The 19,243-nt window shown below is 72.5% G+C and carries 15 protein-coding genes; all 15 read left to right on the forward strand.

What is annotated here, in order from left to right; translation table 11 throughout:
- The first annotated feature begins 2 nt into the window (after nt 1-2).
- The 15 genes from asnB to rfbC are packed head-to-tail and all read left to right on the forward strand — an operon-like array spanning nt 3 to nt 19,242.
- Nucleotides 3-1,937 (forward strand): asparagine synthase (glutamine-hydrolyzing), encoded by a 1,935-nt coding sequence (gene asnB, locus ABD236_RS14565; protein WP_344074053.1) that lies wholly within the window; start codon nt 3-5, stop codon nt 1,935-1,937.
- Nucleotides 1,938-1,966: 29 nt separating this feature from the next.
- Nucleotides 1,967-4,144 carry a bi-domain-containing oxidoreductase gene (locus ABD236_RS14570; protein ID WP_344074054.1) on the forward strand — a complete coding sequence of 726 codons (2,178 nt, stop codon included), beginning with the start codon at nt 1,967-1,969 and terminating at the stop codon, nt 4,142-4,144.
- The gene (locus ABD236_RS14575; protein WP_344074055.1) at nt 4,141-6,090 is read left to right on the forward strand and encodes an alginate lyase family protein; all 1,950 of its coding nucleotides are present in this window, start codon (nt 4,141-4,143) and stop codon (nt 6,088-6,090) included. Before ABD236_RS14570 ends, ABD236_RS14575 begins: the two co-directional genes overlap by 4 nt.
- Before the next feature lie 8 nt (nt 6,091-6,098).
- A complete protein-coding gene (locus tag ABD236_RS14580; protein ID WP_344074056.1) occupies nt 6,099-7,634 on the forward strand; it encodes a right-handed parallel beta-helix repeat-containing protein in 1,536 nt (511 codons plus the stop codon).
- A gap of 1 nt (nt 7,635) precedes the next feature.
- Nucleotides 7,636-8,934, forward strand: a complete 1,299-nt coding sequence (locus ABD236_RS14585; RefSeq protein ID WP_344074057.1) for an O-antigen ligase domain-containing protein — start codon at nt 7,636-7,638, stop codon at nt 8,932-8,934.
- Between the two features lie 8 nt (nt 8,935-8,942).
- Nucleotides 8,943-10,184, forward strand: a complete 1,242-nt coding sequence (locus ABD236_RS14590) for a glycosyltransferase (RefSeq protein WP_344074058.1) — start codon at nt 8,943-8,945, stop codon at nt 10,182-10,184.
- Nucleotides 10,181-11,434: a class I SAM-dependent methyltransferase gene (locus ABD236_RS14595; protein ID WP_344074059.1), complete on the forward strand. Its 1,254-nt coding sequence runs from the start codon at nt 10,181-10,183 to the stop codon at nt 11,432-11,434. The genes ABD236_RS14590 and ABD236_RS14595 overlap by 4 nt, the downstream gene beginning before the upstream one ends.
- A complete protein-coding gene (locus ABD236_RS14600) occupies nt 11,431-12,225 on the forward strand; it encodes a glycosyltransferase family protein (RefSeq protein ID WP_344074060.1) in 795 nt (264 codons plus the stop codon). The genes ABD236_RS14595 and ABD236_RS14600 overlap by 4 nt, the downstream gene beginning before the upstream one ends.
- On the forward strand, nt 12,222-12,884 hold the full coding sequence (locus tag ABD236_RS14605; RefSeq protein WP_344074061.1) for a PIG-L deacetylase family protein: 663 nt from the start codon (nt 12,222-12,224) through the stop codon (nt 12,882-12,884). Before ABD236_RS14600 ends, ABD236_RS14605 begins: the two co-directional genes overlap by 4 nt.
- A gap of 3 nt (nt 12,885-12,887) precedes the next feature.
- On the forward strand, nt 12,888-13,913 hold the full coding sequence (locus ABD236_RS14610; RefSeq protein WP_344074062.1) for an NAD-dependent epimerase/dehydratase family protein: 1,026 nt from the start codon (nt 12,888-12,890) through the stop codon (nt 13,911-13,913).
- Complete coding sequence (locus tag ABD236_RS14615) at nt 13,901-15,184, forward strand: DUF4910 domain-containing protein (RefSeq protein WP_344074063.1); 1,284 nt, start codon at nt 13,901-13,903, stop codon at nt 15,182-15,184. The genes ABD236_RS14610 and ABD236_RS14615 overlap by 13 nt, the downstream gene beginning before the upstream one ends.
- Nucleotides 15,181-16,479, forward strand: coding sequence for an MATE family efflux transporter (locus ABD236_RS14620; RefSeq protein ID WP_344074064.1), 1,299 nt, complete (start codon nt 15,181-15,183; stop codon nt 16,477-16,479). Before ABD236_RS14615 ends, ABD236_RS14620 begins: the two co-directional genes overlap by 4 nt.
- A complete protein-coding gene (locus ABD236_RS14625; protein WP_344074065.1) occupies nt 16,476-17,459 on the forward strand; it encodes a glycosyltransferase family 2 protein in 984 nt (327 codons plus the stop codon). The genes ABD236_RS14620 and ABD236_RS14625 overlap by 4 nt, the downstream gene beginning before the upstream one ends.
- Nucleotides 17,456-18,694: a polysaccharide pyruvyl transferase family protein gene (locus ABD236_RS14630; protein ID WP_344074066.1), complete on the forward strand. Its 1,239-nt coding sequence runs from the start codon at nt 17,456-17,458 to the stop codon at nt 18,692-18,694. Before ABD236_RS14625 ends, ABD236_RS14630 begins: the two co-directional genes overlap by 4 nt.
- Complete coding sequence (gene rfbC / locus ABD236_RS14635) at nt 18,691-19,242, forward strand: dTDP-4-dehydrorhamnose 3,5-epimerase (protein WP_344074067.1); 552 nt, start codon at nt 18,691-18,693, stop codon at nt 19,240-19,242. Before ABD236_RS14630 ends, rfbC begins: the two co-directional genes overlap by 4 nt.
- Nucleotide 19,243: the final 1 nt, after the last annotated feature.

Here is a 19,243-nt window from a genome sequence, read left to right on the forward strand (position 1 = left end):
ACATGTGCGGCATCGCAGGTACGTACCGGTGGCCGGACGGGAAGGCCGTCACCGACCGGCTCACCGAGACCCTCGCCCACCGGGGTCCGGACGGGGCGGGCCGGTACAGCCACCCCGCCGGTGACGGCGAGGTGCAGCTCGGGCACCGCCGGCTCGCCATCATCGACCTGTCCGAGACCGGCGCCCAGCCGATGGTCTCGGACGGCCTCGCCCTGACGTACAACGGCGAGCTCTACAACGCGCCCGAGCTGCGGGCCGAACTCGCCGCCGCCGGGGTGCGCTTCAGGGGCACCTCCGACACCGAGGTGCTGCTGGAGGCGTGGCGGCGCTGGGGCACGGACTGCCTGGCCAAGCTGCGCGGGATGTTCGCGTTCGGGATCTTCGACGAGCGCAGCGGTGAACTGGTGCTCGCCCGGGACCAGTTGGGCATCAAGCCGCTGTTCCTGCTCCGGCGCGGCCCGGGCCTGGTGTTCGCCTCCGAGCTCAAGGCGCTCGCCGCCGCCACCGGCGGGAAGCTGGAGGTGGACCACGCGGCCCTGGTGGCCTCGCTGCTCTACTACTGGGTGCCGGACTCGCGCTGTGCGTTCCGCGAGGCGGAGAAGCTGCCGCCGGGGTCCTGGCTGCGGCTGCGGCCCGACGGCCGGGTGGACCGCGGCCGGTTCTGGAACCTCAAGGACGTCGCCGCCGAGGGCCGGGAGCGGGCGCGCGGCGGCGAGCGGCCGGACCTCGCCGCCATCGTCGAGGAGTCGACCCGCCGGCACCTGCTCTCCGACGTGCCGGTGGCGACCTTCCTCTCCGGCGGTCTCGACTCCAGCTACCTGACCGCCCTCGCGGCCCGCCACCAGCCCGGGATCTCCGCCTACACGATCGGGTTCCGCGCCGAGGACGCCAAGTTCGAGGCGATGCCCGACGACCTGCGCTATGCCCGGCAGGTGGCGGGACGGTACGGCGTCGATCTGCACGAGATCGAGATCGCGCCGAACGTGCTCGACCTGCTGCCGCGGATGACGTACCACCTGGACGAGCCGATCGGCGATCCCGCCGCGATCAACACGTACCTGATCTGCACGGCCGCCCGGGAGGCCGGGGTGAAGGTGATGCTCTCGGGGATGGGCGCCGACGAGCTCTTCGCCGGGTACCGCAAGCACCTGGCCAACCTGCTCGCGCTGCGCTACCAGCGCGTCCCGCGCCCGCTGCGGCGCGGGGTGTCGGCGGCGGTGGACCGGCTGCCGGTCGCCTCGGCCCGCCGGGGCTACCGGTCGGTGCGGTTCGCGAAGCGGTTCCTCTCCTTCGCCGAGCTGCCGGAGGAGACCGCGTTCCGGCGCAGCTACACCATGTACGACCAGGACGAGCTGCTCGCCCTGGTCGATCCGGACCTGGCGGGGACGGTCGACGACGTGCTCACCGAACACGCGGACGTCTACCGGGACAACGACCTCGACGACTTCGTCAACCGCATGTGCCTGGGCGACGCCCGGATGTTCCTGCCGGGCCTGAACCTCGCCTACACCGACCGCTCCAGCATGGCCGCGTCCACCGAGGTGCGGGTGCCGTACGTGGACGTCGAGGTGGTCCGGGCGGCGTTCGCCGTGCCGGGCGAGCGCAAGATCGTGGGACGCCAGGGCAAGGCCGTCCTCAAGGAGGCGGCCACCTCGATCCTGCCCAAGGAGATCGTGTACCGGCCCAAGGGCCTGTTCAGCGCCCCGCTGCGGGCCTGGATGAGCCGGGATCTGGCGCCGCTGGTACGCGAGGTGGTCGAGGACGGCGTGCTCGTACGCTCCGGGATCCTGCGCCGCGAGGCGCTGGCCCGGATGGTCGCCGAGGACGCCGCCGGGCAGCGGGACTTCTCCAAACATCTGTGGCACGTGCTGACCCTCGAGTACTGGTATCGCGATGCGACCTCCGGGGCCGGCCGGGGCGCTCGTCTGTCGGCGTAGAAGACGGTTGAGAAACAAGGGGACTTCGGGTGAAACAGGTTGTTCAGAACTACAAGAGCGGCGAGCTGGCGGTGCTCGACGTGCCGGTGCCGGGGTGCAAGCCGGGCGGTGTGCTGGTCCGCAGCGCCTACTCGCTGATATCCACCGGGACCGAACTCATGAAGGTCTCCGAGGCCGGGATGTCGATGCTCGGCAAGGCCCGCTCCCGGCCGGACCAGGTGGCCAAGGTCATGCAGAGCGTCGCCACCAACGGGGTGCCCGCCACCTACCGCAAGGTGATGGGCAAGCTGGACTCCTACACCCCGCTGGGCTACTCGCTGTGCGGGGTGGTGGAGCAGGTCGGCGCCGGGATCGACGACGTGAAGGTGGGTGACCTGGTCGCCTGCGCCGGCAACGAGCACGCGCTGCACGCCGAGGTGAACTGGGTACCGAAGAACCTCTACACCCCGGTGCCGGACGGCCTCGCCGCGCGCCACGCGGCCTTCGCCACCGTCGGGTCGATCGCGATGCAGGGCGTCCGGCGCGGCGAGCCGCAGCTCGGTGAGGTGGCGGTGGTCATCGGCCTCGGGCTGATCGGGCAGCTGGTGGTGCAGCTCCTGGTCGCCTCCGGGGCCCGTGTCGTCGGGGCCGACCCCGACCCGGCGCGCTGCGAGCTCGCCGAGCGGCTGGGCGCGGCGGCCTGCGGCGATCCGGCGTCGGCGGCGGTGGAGAACGCCGTCGCCGAACTCACCGACGGCCACGGCGTGGACCAGGTGTATCTGGCCGCCGGCGGCGGCAGCAACCAGCCCGTGGAGCTGGCCGCCCGGCTCTGCCGGGACCGGGGCCGGGTCGTCGACATCGGCAAGTGCCGTCTGGACCTGCCGTGGAACGCGTACTACGAGAAGGAGCTCGACGTCCGGTTCTCCCGCAGCTACGGGCCCGGGCGCTACGACCCGGAGTACGAACTCGACGGGCGGGACTACCCGATCGGCTATGTGCGCTGGACCGAGCGCCGCAACCTGGCGTGCTTCCTCGACCTCCTCGCCCGGGGCAGCGTCGACGTGGAGCCGCTGGTCTCCCACATCGCCGACTTCGACGACGCCGTCGAGACGTACCAGCGGCTGAAGGACGGCGATCTGAAGGCCGTGGCCGTGCTGTTCCGGTATCCCGCAGACACGGTCGAGGTGCAGGCTCAGGCGCCGGTGGTGAACGTGCCCGCGGTGGACGTGAAGCCGCGTCCGGTCCGGGCCGCCGGGTCGCCGGTGCGGGTCGCGTTCATCGGCGCCGGCAACTACGCCACCTCCATGCTGCTGCCGCACCTGGCCCAGCGCGAGGGCGTCGAGCTGTCCACGGTCGTCACCACCACCGCGCTGTCGGCGGCCAACGCACGGCGCAAGTTCGGCTTCGGCGCGGCGACCACCGACCTCGACGCGGTGCTCGGCGACGCGTCCGTCGACGCGGTGTTCGTGGTCACCCGCCACAGCTCGCACGCGGAGCTGACCCGAAAGGCCCTGCTGGCGGGCAAGGCCGTCTTCGTGGAGAAGCCGCTGGCGCTCACCGAGGACGAACTGGCGGGTGTGCTCGCGACGGTGGAGGAGTGCGGCAACGACCGGTTGCAGGTGGGCTTCAACCGCCGCTTCGCGCCGCTCCTGACCGAGGCCAAGAAGCGCTTCGGCGCACGGACCGGCCCGGCGAGCCTGCGCTACCTCGTCAACGCGGGCCGGCTCCAGCACGGCAGCTGGTACCTCCAGCAGAGCGCCGAGGGCTCCCGGTTCGCGGGCGAAGGCGGGCACTTCATCGACACGGCGAGCTGGCTGCTCGACGCCGACCCGGTCTCGGTGTACGCGGTCGCCGCGCCCGGCAACGAGGACCTCCAGGTCGTCCTGCGCTACCCCGACGGCTCCACCGCCACCCTCAGCTACGTCACCACCGGCGCGCCCGGCTTCCCCAAGGAGACGCTGGACCTCGTCGCGGACGGCAAGGTGCTGCGGCTCGACGACTTCGTGCGCGCCTCGGTCCACGGCCCCGAGCGGTGGGTCAGTTCGCGGCTGCCGAAGGCCCGGGACAAGGGCCAGAACGCCGAACTGGCCGCGTTCGTCAAGGCGGTGCGGACCGGTGGACCGATGCCGGTGCCGCTGGAGTCGCTGGCCGCCACCACGGCCGCCACCCTCGCCGTACGGTCCGCGCTGGCCGGCGGCGCACCCGTGACCCTGGCCAGGGCGCGATGACCATGAGCGCGGGCTGGTATCTGCGGCGCCTGTCCCGGATGGGTCCGCAGGAGGTCGGCGGCCGCCTCGGCGACGCGGTGCGCAGACGGCGGTGGCGGTCGGCGCGGCCCACCTGCCCGAGCGTGACCGGCGCCCGTTTCACCGCGGCACTGCCCCCCGAGGCGCTCGCCGCGGTGCCACCGGACGCCGCGAAGCGCCTCGTCGCCGAGGCGGACCGGCTGATGGCCGGACACGCCGAGTTCTTCGGGGTGGAGCGCGGCGACCTGGCCGACCCGGACTGGTGGTACGACCCGAAGACCGGGCGCCGGGCCCCGTGGGGCTACGCCTTCGACGTGCCGTACCGCGACGAGGACGCGGTCGGGGACATCAAGCAGATCTGGGAGCTGTCCCGGCACCAGTACCTCACCGTGCTCGCCGCCGCCTACGCGGTCAGCGGGGACGAGCGGTACGCCGAGCGGGTGGCCGGCCATCTGCGGTCGTGGTGGACGGCCAACGCGCCGCTGCGCGGAGTGCACTGGACCAGCGGCATCGAGCTGGGCATCCGGCTGCTCTCCTGGGTGTGGATCCGCCGGCTGCTGGAGGGCTGGCCGGGCGCGGCCGGCCTGTTCGAGGACAACCCGGTGGCGCGCACCCAGATCTGGCACCACCAGCGCTGGCTGGCCGCCTTCCCCAGCCGGGGCTCCTCGGCGAACAACCACGTCGTCGCCGAGGCCGCCGGGCAGTTCGCCGCGGCCTGCGCGTTCGACTGGTTTCCCTCCTCGGCGCGCTGGCGCACCGACGCGCTGCGGTCGCTGGAGCGGAACCTGCGCGCCAACACCTTTCCCTCCGGCCTCAACCGCGAGCTGGCCACCGAGTACCACGGACTGGTGCTCGAACTCGGCCTGGCCGCAGTGGCCGAGGCGGACGCCGCCGGGGTGCGGGTGCCCGCGACGGTCCGCCTCGTGCTGCTGCGGATGACCGACGCGCTCGCGGCCGTCGTGGACAGCCGGTTGCGGCCGCCGCGCCAGGGCGACGCGGACGACGGCCACGGTCTGGTCGTGGACGGCGCGGGCACCGATCGCTGGGGCTCGCTGCTGCTGACCGGGGAGGCCGTGTTCGGCCGGCTCCCCTGGTGGCCGGAGGTGACCGGCACCGATGTGCGCACCCCGCTGCTCGCCGCGCTCATCCGGCCGTACGGGAAGAGCGGCACGGCGGGCCGCCCCGCCAGCCGCCCGGCGCACTTCGCCGACGCGGGCATGACGATCCTGCGCGGCCCCGGAGAGATCTGGTGCCGCTGCGACGGCGGCCCGCACGGCTTCCTCTCCATCGCCGCGCACGCCCACGCGGACGCGCTGTCCGTGGAGGTCCGCCACGACGGGGTCGACGTGCTGGCCGACCCGGGGACGTACTGCTACCACGGGCAGCCCGAGTGGCGGCAGTACTTCCGGTCGACCCTCGGCCACAACACCCTGCGCCTGGACGGAGAGGACCAGTCCGTCTCCGGCGGCCCGTTCCTGTGGACCCGGCACGCGCAGAGCCGCGTCCTGGTCGCGGACACCTCCGGGCAGGGCGTCGCCCGCTGGTGTGCCGAGCACGACGGCTACCAGCCCTCCACGCACCGCCGCCGGGTGGAACTGAGCGCGGCGAGCGGTGAGTTGAGGATCCTCGACGAGGTGCGCGGGCCGCGCCGGGCCGTACAGCTGGCGTTCCACCTCGGCCCAGCGATCACCGCGGACCTGGTGGGCGACCGGGCGGAGCTCACCTGGACCCGCGAGGGCGAGGACCGCTCGGCGACGCTCGACCTGCCGGGGCCGCTGAGCTGGCAGGCCCACCGCGGCGAGAGCGACCCGCCGCTGGGCTGGTACTCCCCCGGCTTCGGGCGCAAGGAACCCACCACCACGCTGCTCGGCACCGGTTTCGCCGACGGCACGCGGGGGTTCACCACCGTACTCAGGTTCCACGGCTAGGGGGGAGGGTGGAGATCAAGAGGCGGTACCGGGTGTGGGCGGCAGCGCTGCCGGCGCTGGCCCTGCTGGCCGCGACCGGCTGCGACAGGTCCACCGACGCCGGTACGGAGCCGAAGGCCGCGGCGCCCTCCACGTCCATGGCCCGGTCTGTGGCCCAGGTCTGCGCCAAGCCCGCGGCCGGGCCGGAGCAGGCCCCCGCGGGCGCGGTGACGGTGGACCCCTCGGTGACCGGCGACCTGGCCGCGAAGACCAAGAACAGCCCCCCGAACACCACGTTCTGGCTGCGGCCGGGCACACACCGGCTGGAGCCGGACCGCTATGCCCAGGTCGTCCCCAAGGAGGGCGACAGCTATGTCGGGGCACCCGGCGCGGTGCTCGACGGCCGCAAGACCAACCAGTACGCGTTCGGCGGCACCGCGTCCGACGTCTCCCTGCGCCATCTGACCGTACGGGGATTCGTCGCGCCGCAGAACGAGGGCGTGGTCAACCACGACTCGGCCGACGGGTGGGTGATCGAGCACACCACGATCCAGGACAACTCCGGCGCCGGGCTGATGGCCGGTGCCCGCCAGCAGGTCCGCGCCAGCTGTCTGCGCGGCAACGGCCAGTACGGGATGAACGCGTACAAGGACGGCGGCCCGATCACCGGTCTGGTGGTCGAGGGCAACGAGATCACGGCCAACAACACCGACGACTGGGAGCGCCGCAAGCCCGGATGCGGCTGTACGGGAGGCATCAAGTTCTGGGCGGTCAACGGCGCCGACGTACGGGGCAACTGGGTGCACGACAACCGCGGCGCCGGACTGTGGGCGGACACCAACAACAACGACTTCCGCATCGAGGACAACGTGCTGGAGGCCAACGACGGCGCCGCGCTGATCTACGAGACCAGCTACAACGCCGTCATCCGCAACAACCGCTTCCTGCGCAACAACCGGGTCGAGGGCCGCAAGTACGCCGACCGCGGCGACACCTTCCCGTTCGCGACCATCTATCTCTCCGAGTCCGGCGGCGAACCGCGGATCCGGGCCCGCACGGACAAGATCGACATCTATCGGAACGTCCTGGAGAACAACTGGTCCGGGATCACCCTGTGGGAGAACGCCGACCGGTTCTGCAACAGCCCGGCCAACACCTCCTCCGGCGACTGCACCTTGCTGGTGCCGCACTCCGGCCGCTGCGAGCGGCGTGCGATCACCAGCGCCCCGCTCTACTCCGACTGCCGGTGGAAGACCCAGCGGGTGGACATCCACGACAACCGCTTCGTGCTGGACCGGGCCGTCGTCGACTGCACGGTGAAGTGCGACCGCATGGCGGTGCTCGCCAACTACGGTACCTATCCGGACTGGTCGCCGTACCAGGGCGAAGGGGTGGCCGAGGCGATCACCCTCAAGCAGCACAACCGCTGGCACGACAACGTCTACGTCGGCCCGTGGAAGTTCGTCGCCCACGACCCGAGCCGGGTGCTCGACTCCGTGCAGTGGCAGAGCCCGCCCTACCAGCAGGACGTGGGCAGCACCTTCACCCCGCAGGCCGGTGGTTGAGATGAGCGGGAGCCAGACGCACGGCGGGCTGCCGGGCGGGCCGGAGGCGGCGCAGGGCCGGCCCGGCGCCGAGGCGCGACCGGCCGGGGCACCGAAGCTCGTCGGCACGGTCTGGGGGCTGCTGATCCTCAACACGCTCGGCTCCGCCGGGGCGCAGACCATCGTGCCGCTGCCGCGCTCCCTCATCCAGCTGGTGACCATGGGCTCGCTGGTCGCCGCGTTCGCCCTGGCCCTCGTCCTCAACCTCCAGCTGCGGCTGAAACCCGGCGCCTACCTGTTCCTGCTCACCCTGCTGCTGGTGCCGAGCGTGCTCTCCAGCGCGCATCTGGAGTCCGGGTTCGGCGCGCTGTTCCGGTGCGGCAGGCTGGCGCTGTTCGTCAGTACGCTGTGGCTGCTCAGCCGCTGGTGGGACGGCGGAACGACGTTCGTGCGGCACCACATCCGGATGTACTTCGCGGTGCTCGGGTCGGTGGCCGCCGGACTGGTCATCTCGCCGGGCGCGGCCCTGCCCGACCTCTACGGCGGCCGGCTGGTCGGCGCGCTGTGGCCGCTCACGCCGCCGCAGATCGGACAGTACGCGGCCGTGATCATCGGCCTCACCGTGCTGCTCCTGATGGGGCGCCGGACCGACCGGAGAAGTGCGGCGGTGGTCATCGTGCCCTCCCTCGTGCTGCTCGCGCTCACCCACACCCGGACGGCCACGCTCGGCCTGTTCATCGGGCTCGCGCTGGCGATCGGCTCGCTCGTCCTGACCAGCGCGGCGGCCCGGCGGTTCTTCACCTGGGCGGTGCTGTGCGGCGCGGTGGCGGCGGTGGCCCTGGGCTCCATGCTCCAGGCGTGGTTCCTGCGCGGCCAGAGCAAGGAGAACTTCTCCAGCCTCACCGGCCGGGCCAAGGTCTGGGACGCGCTGCTGGCAGCGCCGAGGACGCCTGCGGAGAAGGTGTTCGGGGTGGGCCTGGGCGACAAGTCGTTCGGCGGGCTGCCGATCGACAACAGCTGGCTGGCCGTCTACAACGAGCAGGGTCTGACCGGCGTCGGTCTGGTGGCGGCGGTCCTCCTCGTGCTGGGCGGCGTCGCCCTGCTGCGGCCGCCGTCGCTGTCGAGGGCCTGCGCGATCTTCCTGATCAGCTACTGCGCGATCGCGTCGTACACCGAGGCGGGGCTCGGCGACGCCTCGCCGTATCTGCTGCACCTGGCCGTGGCCGCCTCGCTCCTCGCGGCACCCACCGAGGCCGCCGCCCTGCCGACGTCCGCAGTTCCCCGACGACATCTCCCGCGCTGGGCCCGGGATCGGAGGTGACCCCAAGCATGCACGTCCTCGTGGTGCACAACCGCTACTCCTCGGCGCAGCCGAGCGGGGAGAACAAGGTCGTCGACCAGGAAGCCGAGCTGCTGCGCGCCGCCGGCCACCGGGTCGAGGCGTTCGAGCGGCGCAGCGACGACATCGCCGCCCGCTCGCTGCCCGGCAAGGTCAAGGTGCCGCTGCTTGTGCCGTGGAACCCGGCGGTCCGCACCGAGCTCGCCGCCCGGCTGCGCACCGAACGGCCGGACGTGGTGCACGTCCACAACGTCTTCCCGCTGCTGTCGCCCGCGGTCCTCGCCGCCTGCGCCGACGCCGGTGTGCCCGTTGTGGCCACCCTGCACAACTACACCCAGGTCTGTCCGCCCGGCACGCTCCAGCGGGACGGCCGCCCGTGCACCGAGTGCGTCGGGGCGACGCCGCTGCCCGCCGTCCGGCACGGCTGCTACCGCGGTTCCCGGCTCGCCACGGTGCCGCTCGCGGTCAGCCTGTCGGCCAACCGGCGGCGGTGGTGGACCGGCGTGGACCGGTTCTTCTGCATCTCCGCGGCGCAGCGCGACGTGCTGGTGCAGGCAGGCATGCCGGCCGAACGCCTCGCCGTGAAGCACAACTTCGTCCCCGAGCCGGGCGTCCGGCGAACGGGCGAGGGTGAGCACGTGCTCTACCTCGGCCGCCTCGCGGAGGCCAAGGGCGTACGGCTGCTGATGGCCGCGTGGGACGAGCTGGCCGCGCGGGGCGGCGTGGGCGTACCGCTGGTGATCGCCGGGGCCGGGCCGCTGGAGGCCGAGGTGACCGCCTGGGCGGCGGGCCGGGACGACGTGCGCCGCGTCGGCCTGTACGACTCCGCCCAGTGCCAGGAGGCCATCGCGCGGGCGGTGGCCGTGGTGGCCCCCTCGACGTGGCTGGAGGCGTTCGGCCTGGTGGTCGTGGAGGCGATGGCGGCCGGGGTGCCCACCGTCGCCGCAGGCCACGGCGCCTTCGTCGAACTCGTCGAGGACGGGGTGACCGGGCTGCTGCACCAGCCGGGCGAGTCCGCCTCGCTCGCGTCCTGTCTGCGCCGGATCACCGGCGGACAGGCGCGCAACCGGGAGATGGGAGAGGCGGCCCGGCGCCGTTACGAGCAGGGGTTCAGCCCGGCCGTGGGCCTTGAACGCCTGGTGGAGGGGTACCGCTCCGCGATCGCGGGGCGGCCGGTACTGGCTCGTGGCGGGGACATCCGCGCGAGCAGGGGGGATGGGGACAGCAGATGACACGATGCCGACTCTGCGGCTCGGAGGCGATGGCCAGCGTCGTCGACCTCGGGGCGACGCCGCCGTGCGAGAGCTTTCTCGCCGCGGACCAACTGGACCAGCCGGAGCCCGCGTACCCGCTGCACCTGCGGGTCTGCACGGACTGCTGGCTGGCGCAGATCCCGCCGCTGATCACTCCGGAGGAGACGTTCAAGGAGTACGCGTACTTCTCGTCGTACTCGACCTCCTGGGTGGAGCACGCCCGGACGTTCGTGGCCGACGCCGTACAAAAGGTGGGCCTCGGCTCCGAGGGCTCCGAGGGCTCCGACGCCTTCGTCGTCGAAGTGGCGAGCAACGACGGGTACTTGCTCCGGCACGTGGTGGAGCGCGGGATCCGCTGCCTCGGCATCGAGCCGTCGGTGAACGTGGGCGCCGCGGCGCGCGACGCGGGTGTGCCCACGCTCACGGAGTTCCTGAGCCCGCAGACCGGCGCGGCCGTCCGCGCCGAGCACGGCCCGGCGGACCTGGTCGTGGCCAACAACGTGTACGCGCACATCCCGGACGTGGTCGGGTTCACCCAGGGGCTGCGCGCCCTGGTCGCCGACGAGGGCTGGGTCTCCATCGAGGTGCAGCACCTGCTGACCCTGATCGAGCAGAACCAGTACGACACGATCTACCACGAGCACTTCCAGTACTACACGGTCGCCTCCGCGATCCGGGCGCTCGCCAGCGGCGGACTCACGCTGGTGGACGTCGAGTTGCTGCCCACCCACGGCGGCTCGATCCGGCTGTGGGCGCGGCCGACCGAGGTGGCCGGGGAGCCCAGCCGCCGGGTGGCGGAGGTACTGGACCGGGAAAAGGCCGCCGGCCTCCAGGAGCTGTCCGGGTACACCGAGTTCTCCGCCCGGGTGGCCAAGGTGCGCCGCGACCTCCTCAAGTTCCTTGTCGAGGCGGCCGAGCGCGGCGAGACGGTAGTCGGATACGGCGCCCCGGGCAAGGGCAACACCCTGCTCAACCACTGCGGCATCCGGCCCGACCTGCTCGCGTACACCGTCGACCGCAACCCGTACAAGCACGGCAGGTTCACCCCGGGCACCCGCGTCCCGATCCTGCCGCCCGAGCGGATAGCGGCCGACAAGCCGGACTACGTCCTCGTCCTGCCGTGGAACCTGCGGGACGAACTCGTCGAGCAGCTGTCCTTTGTCCATGACTGGGGCGGCCGGCTGGTCTTCCCCATCCCGGAACTGAGCATTGTCGAGGTCAAGCGATGAAGGTCGTCCTGTTCTGCGGCGGTTACGGGCTGCGTATGCGCAACGACGGCTCCGACGACATGCCCAAACCGATGGCGATGGTCGGCCCCAGACCGCTGATCTGGCACGTCATGCGCTACTACGCGTACTTCGGGCACACCGAGTTCATCCTGTGTCTCGGGTACGGGGCCCAGCACATCAAGAACTTCTTCCTCACCTACGAGGAGACGACGTCCAACGACTTCGTGCTGCGGCGCGGGCAGACGGAGCTGCTGTCCACCGACATCGCCGACTGGACGATCACCTTCGCGCAGACCGGCGTCGAGTCCCCGATCGGGGAGCGGCTGCGCCGGGTGCGGCACCATCTGGACGGCGACGAGATGTTCCTGGCCAACTACGCCGATGTGCTCACCGACGCCCCGCTGCCGGAGATGATCGACAACTTCGCCCGGCGCGACGCCGGGGCGTCAATGATGGTGGTGCCGCCGCAGTCCTCCTTCCACTGCGTGGACCTGGGCGAGGACGGTCTGGTGGGGGGCATCACCGCGGTGAGCGACATGCCGCTGTGGGAGAACGGCGGCTACTTCGTCCTGCGCCAGGAGGTCTTCGACCACATACCGGAGAACGGGGACCTGGTCGCCGACGGCTGCGCCCAACTCGCCAAGCGGGGGCGGCTGGTGGCGCACCAGCACCGGGGTTTCTGGAAGCCGACCGACACCGTGAAGGAGCGGGCCGCGCTCGACGCCGCCTATGCCCGGGGCGACCGGCCGTGGGCCGTGTGGGAGCGCGACGGCGCCGGGGTGCGGGCGTGATCCGGCTCGGGGCCGGACCCCTGGAGCGGATCGTGGCGGTGGGCGCGCACTGCGACGACATCGCCATCGGCGCCGGCGGCACCCTGCTGAGCATGTGCCTGGCGCGGCCGGGCCTGCGCGTCGACGCGCTGGTGCTCTCCGGCGGGGGCACCGAGCGGGAGCAGGAGGAGCAGGCCGCGCTCGCCGCCTTCTGCCCGGGCGCCGACCTGCGGCTGACCGTGCTCAAACTGCCGGACGGCCGGATGCCCGTGCACTGGGACGAGGCGAAGGCCGCGGTCGAGGAGCTGCGCGAGCGCACCGAGCCGGACCTGGTCCTGGCCCCGCGCACCGACGACGCGCACCAGGACCACCGCGGCCTGGCGAGGCTGATGCCCACCGCGTTCCGCGACCACCTCGTGCTCGGCTACGAGATCGTCAAGTGGGACGGCGACCTCGGCCGTCCGTCGGCGTACCAACCACTGTCGCCCGAGGTCGCCGAGGAGAAGGTGCGGCTGTTGCAGGAGCACTACCCCTCGCAGCGGCACCGGCCCTGGTACGACCGGGAGGCCTTCCTCGGTCTCGCACGCATCCGCGGCATCGAATGCCACGCGCGCTACGCCGAGGCGTTCGCCGTCACCAAACTCACGCTCGATCTGGGCACTTCCACTGTGGGGGAATGAACCTTGCGCGTACTGCTCACCGGACACCAGGGCTACCTGGGCACCGTGATGGCCCCGGTCCTCACGGCCGCCGGACACGAAGTGGTCGGTCTCGACGCCGACCTGTTCGCCGACTGCCTGCTCGGCCCCCGGCCCGCCGACCCGGCGGGGCACCGGGTGGACCTGCGGGACGTCACCGCCGAACACGTCGCCGGGGTGGACGCCGTGATCCACCTGGCCGCGCTCTCCAACGACCCGCTGGGGTCGCTGGCGCCGGAACTCACCTATGACATCAACCACCACGCCTCCGTACGCCTCGCCCGGCTGGCCCGGGAGGCCGGAGTGCGGCGCTTCCTGTACGCGTCGACGTGCTCGGTCTACGGCGCCGCCGGGGGCGACGACCTGGTGGCCGAGGACGCCCCGCTGCGCCCGGTGACCCCGTACGCGGAGTCGAAGGTACGGGTGGAGGACGACCTGCACGCCCTCGCCGACGGCGACTTCACACCGGTGTACATGCGCAACGCCACCGCCTTCGGCTACTCGCCCCGGCTGCGCGCCGACATCGTGCTGAACAACCTGGTGGGCCACGCGCTCCTGTCGGGCGAGGTGCTGGTGCTCTCCGACGGCACGCCGTGGCGCCCGCTGGTGCACGCCGCCGACATCGCGCGTGCCTTCGCGGCCGCGCTGACCGCGCCGCGGGAAGCGGTGCACGACATGGCGTTCAACATCGGCAGCGAGACCAACAACGTCACGGTCGCCGAGATCGCCGAGCAGGTGGCCGAGGCGGTGTCCGGCGCCAAGGTGCGGATCACCGGGGAGAACGGCGCCGACCCCCGCTCCTACCGGGTGGACTTCTCCCGGTTCCGCGCCGCGATCCCCGGCTTCGACTGCGAGTGGACGGTGAAGCGGGGGGCGCTCGAACTCGCCGAGGCCTACCGGAAGTTCGCCCTGACCCGGGAGGACTTCGAGGGTCGCTTCACCCGGCTCGCCGTGCTGCGCGCGGCGTCCGAGGCGGGCACGGTCGACGGCACGCTGCGGTGGCGCCGGTGACCCACACCGGAGAGGAGATGTACGCGCTGGTGGAGCGGCTCTACCCGCTCTGCCGGAGCATCACGGGCGACGGTGTGCGCGCCACCTTGGACATCGTCGGCGAGTACATCCCGCTCCGGACGCACGAGGTGCCCACCGGGACGCAGGTGCTCGACTGGACGGTGCCGCAGGAGTGGAACATCCGGGACGCCTATGTCGCCGACGCCCAGGGCAACCGGGTCGTCGACTTCGCCGCGTCCAGCCTGCACGTGCTCGGCTACAGCGTGCCGGTGTCCGCGACCATGCCGCTCGACGAGCTGCGCGCACACCTGCACACCCTGCCGGACCACCCGCAGTGGGTGCCCTACCGCACCAGCTACTACAAGCCGGAGTGGGGGTTCTGCCTGGCCCAGGAGACCCTGGACGCGCTGCCGGACGGCGACTACGAGGTGTGCGTCGACTCCACGCTCGAGGACGGCCACCTCACCTACGCCGAGCACGTGATCCCCGGGCAGGTCTCCGACGAGGTGATCGTCTCCTGCCATGTCTGCCACCCCTCGCTGGCCAACGACAACCTGGCCGGCATCGCGGTGGCGACGTACCTCGCCCGGGCGCTGGCGGAGGAACAGCCTTACTACACCTACCGGTTCATCTACGCGCCCGGCACCATCGGGGCGATCACCTGGCTGGCCCGCAACGCGGAGCGGATCGACCAGGTCAAGCACGGCCTCGTCCTGGCCTGCGCCGGGGACCGGGGCCAACTGACGTACAAGCAGAGCAGGCGCGGCGACGCGGAGATCGACCGGGTGATGCGGCACGTGCTCTCCTCCTCCAAACGCCCGCACAGCGTCCGGGAGTTCACTCCGTACGGCTATGACGAGCGGCAGTACTGCTCGCCCGGGTTCGACCTCGGTGTGGGCTCGCTCAGCCGCACGCCGTACGCGGGCTACCCCGAGTACCACACCTCGGCGGACAACCCGGGCTTCGTCTCCCCCGAGGCGATGGCGGACACGCTCGCCGTCTGCCGCGAGGCGTTCTCCGTACTGGACCGCAACCGGCGGTACGTCAACCTCAGCCCGTACGGCGAGCCGCAGCTGGGCCGGCGCGGGCTGTACGACGCGCTCGGCGGGCGCAGCGACACCAAGGAGGCCCAGATGGCCATGCTCTGGGTGCTCAGCCTCTCCGACGGCGAGCACGCGCTGCTGGACGTCGCCGAGCGGTCCGGGCTGCCGTTCGACACCGTCGCCGCCGCGGCCGCCGCCCTGCACGGCGCCGAACTGATCAAGGCATGACGGCGATGACCACCGAGGAGGAGAAGGCGACGGCACCGGCCGGCTCGGCCCGGCGGGCCCTCGTCGGCCGGCTGTCCTGGGGGCTGGCCGACCAGGCGGCCTCCAGCATGTCCAACTTCGCGGTGGGCATCTACGTGGCCCGCTCGCTGGGGGTGACCGCGTTCGGCGTGTTCAGCCTGGCCTGGGTGACCTACGGCGTGGTGCTCAACGTCTCCCGGGGCCTGGCCACCGACCCGCTGGTGGTGCGCTTCAGCGGCGCCTCGGACGCCTCCTGGCGGGGGGCGGTGGCCCGGTCGTCGGGCACCGCGCTCGGCGTCGGCGCCACCCTCGGGGCGGTGTGCCTGGTGGCCGGGCTCGGGGTCGGCGGGCGCCTGGGGCACGCCTTCGCCTGCCTGGGCGTCATGCTGCCCGGGCTGCTGCTCCAGGACGCCTGGCGGTTCTCGTTCTTCGCCGCCGGGAACGGGCGCAAGGCCTTCGTCAACGACGTCGTGTGGGGCCTCGCGCTCGTCCCGGCGATGGTGGTCGCGGACCGCGTGGACACCGTGGCCGCCTTCGTGCTCGCCTGGGGCGCGTCCGCCACGGTGGCGGCCGGGTACGGCTACTTCCAGTCGGGCATCCGGCCGCGGGTGGGCGAGGCGCGCGGGTGGCTGCGCGAGCAGCGCGACCTCGGCTCCCGGTATCTCGTCGAGAACGTCAGCCTCAGCGGCGCCAGCCAGCTGCGGGCGTACGGACTCGGCGCGATCGTGGGGGTCGGCGCGGTGGGTGCGGTGCGGGGCGCCGAACTGCTCCTCGGCCCCTTCCTCGCCGTGCTGATGGGCCTCTCGCTGGTCACCGTCCCGGAGGCGGCCCGGGTGCTGCGGCGGGCCCCGCACCGCCTCAGCACCTTCTGTCTGATGCTCGGCGGCGGGCAGGCCGCCGGAGCGCTGTTCTGGGGCGGCTCGCTGCTGCTGATGCCGGACCGGCTCGGCGAGCTGATGCTCGGCGACGTCTGGCACTCCGCCTCGCGGCTCATCGTGCCGATCACCCTCGGTGTCGCGGGCGCGGGCCTCGGCACCGGCGCGGCGGCCGGGCTGCGCGCCCTGGCCGCGGCCCGGCGCAGCCTGCGCTGCCAGCTCTTCGCCTCCACCTGCTACGTCGGCGGCGGGCTCGGCGGCGCGGCCGCCGCCGGCACGGTCGGCTCGGCCTGGGGCGTCGCCGTCGCGACCCTCAGCGGCTCGGCCGTGTGGTGGTGGCAACTGCGGTCCGCCCTGCGCGAGCACCGCCACGACTCCATCCCCGAAGTGAGGACCTCATGACCGCCCACCCCAGGCTGAGCATCGGCCTGCCCGTGTACAACGGCGAGGAGTACCTGGCCGAGTCCTTCGACGCCCTCCTCGGCCAGACCTACGAGGACTTCGAGCTCATCGTCTCCGACAACGCCTCGACCGACGGGACCCAGGACATCTGCCGCGAGTACGCCGCCAAGGACGCCCGCATCCGCTACCTCCGGCTGCCCCGCAACATCGGCGCCACCCCGAACCACAACCGGGTGCTGACCGAGTCGCGCGGCGAGCTGTTCAAGTGGGCCTCGCACGACGACCTGTACGGCCGGGACCTGCTCGAGCGCTGTGTGGAAGCCCTGGACGAGCGGCCGGACGTCATCCTGGCCCACACCGACCAGGCGGTCATTGACGGCGACGGCCAGGTGAAGGTGCCGTACGAGTACACCCTCGCCACCGGCTCGCGCCGCGCGCCCGAGCGCTTCCGCAGCCTGCTGTTCGAGCCCGGGGGCGACGACTTCTACGGAGTGATGCGGACCGACGTGCTGCGCCGGGTGAAGCCGATGGACAGCTACCACCACGCGGACCGCACCTATGTCGCCGAGATCGCCCTGCACGGGCGCTTCCACCAGGTGCCGGAGCTGCTGTACTTCCGCCGCGACCACCCCACCCGCGCCGAGCGGGCGAACCCCTCCAAGCGCGCCCGGTGCGTCAACCTGGACCCGCGCCGGGCGGGCCCGCTGCACCCGACGCCGCGGCTGCTCGCCGAGTACGTCTGGGGCTTCGTCTCGGCGATCGGGCGGGCGCCGCTGTCCTCGGCCGACCGGCGCGCCTGCCACCGCCATCTGGCCGCCTGGATGACCAGCCGGGCCCGGCCGGGAGCCGGGGAGCGGGTGGAGGACCGGGCCCCGGTCGACCCGGCCCTGCTCACGGTCTCCGTCGACGCCCTTGTCGCCGGGCGTGAGGGCCGTACGGGCCGCGGGGGTCCTGTGGGTTCCGAAGGAGACCAGGCATGAGGTCCGCCGCCGAAACTCCCCTACGAGTGGGCGTGTTCGGCCTCCTCGGCTCCGGCAACCTCGGCAACGACGGGTCACTGGAGGCCCTGCTCGGCTTTCTGCGCGCCGAACATCCGCGGGCGGCCGTGGACGCGCTGTGCGGCGGTCCCGAGGCCGTCACGGCCCGGTTCGCGATACCCGCGACGCGGATGCACTGGTACCGGGGCGAGTACCGGACGGCGTCACGTGCGGCCGCGATCGCGTCGAAGGGCCTCGGCAAAGTCGTCGACGTCGCCCGTACGGCCGCGTGGGTGCGCAAGCACGATGTGGTGATCGTGCCGGGCATGGGCGTCCTGGAGGCCACGCTGCCGCTGCGGCCGTGGGGCTTCCCGTACTCGCTGTTCCTGCTCTGCGCGTCCGGCAGGCTGTTCGGCACCCGGGTCGCGCTGGTCAGCGTGGGCGCCGCCGAGATCGGGAACCGGCCGACCCGGGCCCTGGTGCGCTGGTCAGCGCGGCTGGCGGCGTACCGCTCGTACCGGGACGCCCCGTCGCGCGACGCGATGCGCGCGATGGGTGTGGACACCGCGCGCGACGAGGTCTACCCGGACCTCGCGTTCGCCCTGCCGACACCGCCTGCGGGCCCGCCGTCGGGTCCGCCGGGCCTGGTCTGTGTGGGCGTCATGGCCTTCCGCGGCGGCAACGACGACCGCGCCCGCGCCGAGGACATCCACCGGCGCTACGTCGACGGGATGACCGCGTTCGTCGGCGCGCTGGCCGACGAGGGCCGGCCGGTCCGGCTGCTCACCGGCGACGGGTGCGACGCGCCGGTGGTCGAGGCGATCCTCGACACGGTGGCCTCGCCGCTGGTCACTGCCGCCGAGACGGCCTCCCTGGACGATCTGATGAGGGAGACCGCGGCCGCCGAGACGGTGGTCGCGACCCGCTATCACAACCTGATCTGCGCGCTGAAGACCGGTACGCCGACGCTCGCGGTCGGCTATGCGGTGAAGAGCGAGGCCCTGATGGACCGGATGGGACTCGGCGCGTACTGCCATCCGGCCCGCGAGGTCGACGCCGACCGGCTGCTGGACCAGTTCCGGGCGCTGGAGAAGCGGTCGCAGGAGGTACGGCAGGTCCTCACCGAGCGGAACCGGACCGCCGCGGAGCAACTCACCCACCAGTTCACCGCCTTGACCAGAGTCCTGTTCCCGGCCAACGGCCGCGCGAGGACCCCCACCCATCGGGAGGCCCGATGAAAGCGACCGAAGTCCCGGAGATCAGCGGCGCGTACCTCTTCGAGCCGACGCCGTACGCCGACGAACGCGGCTTCTTCTGCCGCACCTTCGACGCCGACGTGGTCCGCTCGGTGGGCCTCGACCCGGAGGCCTTCATCCAGGACAGCGTGTCCCGCTCGGCCAAGGGCGTGCTGCGCGGCCTGCACCTGCGCTCCGGCGCCGGCGAGGCCAAGCTCGTGCGCTGCTCGTACGGGAGGATCTTCGACGTGGTCGTGGATCTGCGGCCGGACTCGCCGACCTACCGCAACCGGGCCACCTTCGAGCTGTCCGGCGAGACCCAGCGGACCCTGTACATCCCGGCGGGCTGCGCACACGGCTTCCAGTCGCTGACCGAGCCCGCCGACACCTCGTACCGGATCGACCGACCGCACGATCCGGCCGAGGACGTGACGATCGCTTTCGACGACCCGGAGCTGGCCATACCCTGGCCGCTACCGGTCACCTCGATGTCCCAGCGGGACCGGAACGCACCGACCCTCGCGAAGGTCCTGCACGACATAGGGAGTTGAG

Source organism: Streptomyces crystallinus, from assembly GCF_039521265.1.
In the GTDB taxonomy this organism is placed as follows: domain Bacteria; phylum Actinomycetota; class Actinomycetes; order Streptomycetales; family Streptomycetaceae; genus Streptomyces; species Streptomyces crystallinus.